We start from the raw sequence: 3,164 nt of genomic DNA, 5'->3' as shown, positions 1-3,164 counted from the left end.
GGCACCGGCATCACCGTCGACATGGTCGCCCACCTCGCCACCATGAACGACGACATCGCCCGGCGCCACGCCGGCCCGGTGTGCGGGGCAGCCCGAAGGCGCTTCCCGGTGCTCCTCCGGGTCCTCGCCGGGTGCCGGTGCGGGGCGTCCTTCCAGGTGGAGGCGGAGGCCCTCCGGCATCATGGTCAGCCGTTCGGTGACGGTCAGGCGGTAGGCGGGGTCGGCCCGCACCTCGTAGCGGCGCAGCAGCAGGCCGAGGACGAGGGTGGCCTCGTGCAGGGCGAACTGGCGGCCGATGCAGGCCCGCGCCCCGGTCCCGAACGGCTTGAAGGTGTGCGGGGGCCGGGCCCGTACGGCAGCGGCCTCGAACCGGTCCGGGTCGAACCGCTCGGCGTCCTCGCCCCACACCTCGGGGTCCCGGTGCAGCAGCGGTGTGAGCACCAGCGCCCACGCGCCCCGGAGCATCGGATGCTCTCCGGCGAGGACCGTGTCGTGCCGCGCCTCGCGGGCGAAGGCGGGTGCGGTCGGCCACAGCCGCAGCGACTCGTCCAGCACCCGGCGGACCAGGCGCAGCTTGGCGACCTGGTCGTAGCCGGGCTGCGGGGTGTCGCCCCAGACCCGGTCCACCTCGGCCCGCGCCCTCGCGGCGGTCTCCGGATGCCGGGCGAGGTAGTACAGGGCGAAGGACAGCGCGCCCGACGTGGTCTCGTGGCCCGCCACCAGGAACGTGATCACCTGCTTGCGGACGTTCTCGGGGGACAGCTTCTCGCCGGTCTCCGGGTGGGCCGTGGCCAGCATGCGGTCCAGCAAGTCCCCCTCCCCGCCGCCGGACCGGCGCCGGGCCGCGACCAGGTCGTCGACCGTGCGGTCGAGGTGTGCCGTGTCCGCCGCGTTGCGCCGGGCGGCGGCGCGCAGCAGCAGCGGGGCCAGCGGCGCGGGCACGGTGTTCAGCCGCTGCGCGTGGGTGAGCGTGCCGACCATCGCCCGGACGAAGGGATGCGGCCGGTCCCGCTCGAAGGAGCCGAAGTCGTGCCCGAATCCGGTGCGGGCGATCGTCTCCAGGGTCAGCTTGGTCATGTCCCCGGGCACGTCCACCGCCCGTCCGGCCGCCGCTTCCCGGTCCCAGTGCTCGGTCAGCCGGTTCGCCACCGCGAGCATCATCCCGTGGTAGCCCTCCATGGCCTCCCGGCTGAAGCCGGGCGCCAGGATGTCGTGCGCCAGCTGCCAGTTGGGCTCGTGGTTGTAGGCGGTGAACAGCCCGTCCCCGGCGACCGGCCGGAGATTGGCCACGCCCAGTCCGACGTGCTTGGCGAACCGGGACTCGTCGGCGAGGTCGGCGGCGAGCCGCGCGCCCCAGACGAAGACGAACTCCTTGCCGAAGGCCCGGCGCCGGAAGACCGGGCCCAGTTCGCGCCCGAAGCGCATGGAGTCCTGCACGGGCGTACGGCGGTCGACGCCGAGCACGTCGCCGAGCAGCGGCAGCCGGTGCGGCGGGCGCGGGATGCGGTGCAGCTCGGGCCAGCCCCGCTCGGCGCTCCGGAAACCCCTCGGCAGCCCCGTCTCCGTTGTCTCCCTCGTCCCCGCCATGACGCCGATCTCCCTTGATCCAGCGGACCGTTGCACCTGCTGACGCGCGTGTTGTACGTGGGTTCAATAACGGGTTTCAGTGTCGTCCGCTTGTTGAACCCGCGTCAAGTAAAGTGACGCCATGGCCGCGAACCAGGGGGAGCGCGCCCGGCGCCGGCTGAGCACCGGGGAGCGCCGGGAGCAGCTGCTGTCGGTCGGCGCTCGGCTGTTCTCGGAGAGTCCCTACGACGACGTGTGGATCGAGCAGGTCGCCGAGATCGCCGGGGTCTCCCGGGGGCTGCTGTACCACTACTTCCCGACCAAGCGGGACTTCTTCGCCGCGGTCGTGGAGCGCGAGAGCGAGCGGATGCTGCGGATGACGGCGGCCGTGCCCGGTGTGCCGGTGCGCGAGCAGCTCACCGCCGGCCTCGACGCCTACCTCGGCCACGTCGAGGCCCACGCACACGGCTTCCGCGCCTTCCACCGCGCCGACGCGGCCGGTGACCAGACCGTGCGCCGGGTCTACCAGCGGGCCCTGGCGGCCCAGGAGAAGCAGATCCTGGCCGCGCTGGCGGCCGATCCCGAGTTCGGGCCCGGCCTGGACGGCGCCCCGCAGGTGCGGCTGGCCGTGCGCGGCTGGCTGGCCTTCACCACCGCCGTCTGCCTGGAGTGGCTGCGCGGCGGCGAGTTGAGCCGGGAGCAGGTGCGCGACCTGTGCGCGCGGGCGCTGCTGGGCGTCATCGCCTGAATCACCCCGCGTCCCACCGGAGGGCCTGGTTGGCGCGCGCCCCGATCTCCGATAAGTTAGGCAAGGCTTACCTAGGGAGGTCTCGGGATGGGTGACACGCAGGACTGGACGGCCGCCCCCGGCGCGGCGGAGCGGGCCCGGTCGGTGCTGGCCGCCGCCTGGTCGTGCGCGGTGACCGCGGACGGCGCCCGCGAGGAGTACGTCGGCGCGCACACCGTGACCGGCGGCGGCGAGATCCTGCTGGGGGTGCCCGAGGACAGCGCCCTCCTCGCGGCGGCCCTGTGCGCACCGCGCACGGAGCCCTGCGCGGTGCTGGAGTTCGCCGATGTGGCCCCCGTACCGGTACGCAGCCGGATCCGGGCCCGGCTCTGGCTCGCCGGCTGGTTCGCCCCGGCCGACGGCGCCCTGCGCTTTCGGCCCACCCGGGTGGTGCTGCGCCGGCCCTCCGGGGCCGTGCTCGTCGACCTCGACGAGTTCGTCGCCGCCCGCCCCGACCCGCTCGCCGTCGCCGAGTCCCGGCTGCTCACGCATCTCGCGGACGCCCACCCGGACGCCGTCGAGCGGCTCACCCGCCTGGTGCGGCCGGAGACCCTGCACGCCGTGACCCGCGTGGTGCCCCTCGCCGTCGACCGGCACGGGCTGACCCTGCGCATCGAACGCGCCCGCGCCGACGGCGACGTACGACTGCCCTTCCACGCGCCCGCCGACGACCTCGCCCAGCTCACCGAACGCATGCACGCCCTGCTGGCGCAGGCGAGCGCCGCCGGCCGAGTGAGGTCGGGGATGCGGTACACGCGTCCGCGCGTGGTGTCGCGTGCGGCGTCGAAACAGGGCCCTTCGCCCAGCAAGC

Annotated in this window: 3 protein-coding genes; 2 read left to right on the top strand and 1 reads right to left on the bottom strand. The window is 74.4% G+C overall.

Going from position 1 to position 3,164, the window contains the following annotated elements; translation table 11 throughout:
• A partial coding sequence (locus ACWEN3_RS44275) for a cytochrome P450 (protein WP_452983756.1) occupies positions 1-1,587 on the bottom strand: 1,587 nt, incomplete at its 3' end.
• Between the two features lie 121 nt (positions 1,588-1,708).
• Here ACWEN3_RS44275 and ACWEN3_RS44270 point away from each other — a divergent pair.
• A complete protein-coding gene (locus tag ACWEN3_RS44270; RefSeq protein ID WP_452983753.1) occupies positions 1,709-2,314 on the top strand; it encodes a TetR/AcrR family transcriptional regulator in 606 nt (201 codons plus the stop codon).
• An 87-nt stretch (positions 2,315-2,401) separates the two neighbouring features.
• On the top strand, positions 2,402-3,164 hold a 763-nt coding region (locus tag ACWEN3_RS44265), incomplete at its 3' end, for a DUF2470 domain-containing protein (protein ID WP_452983750.1).

This window comes from Streptomyces sp. NPDC004561 (genome assembly GCF_053602155.1).
The sequence above is the reverse complement of the archived record's forward strand: the minus strand, read 5'-3'. Positions and strand labels throughout refer to the sequence as shown.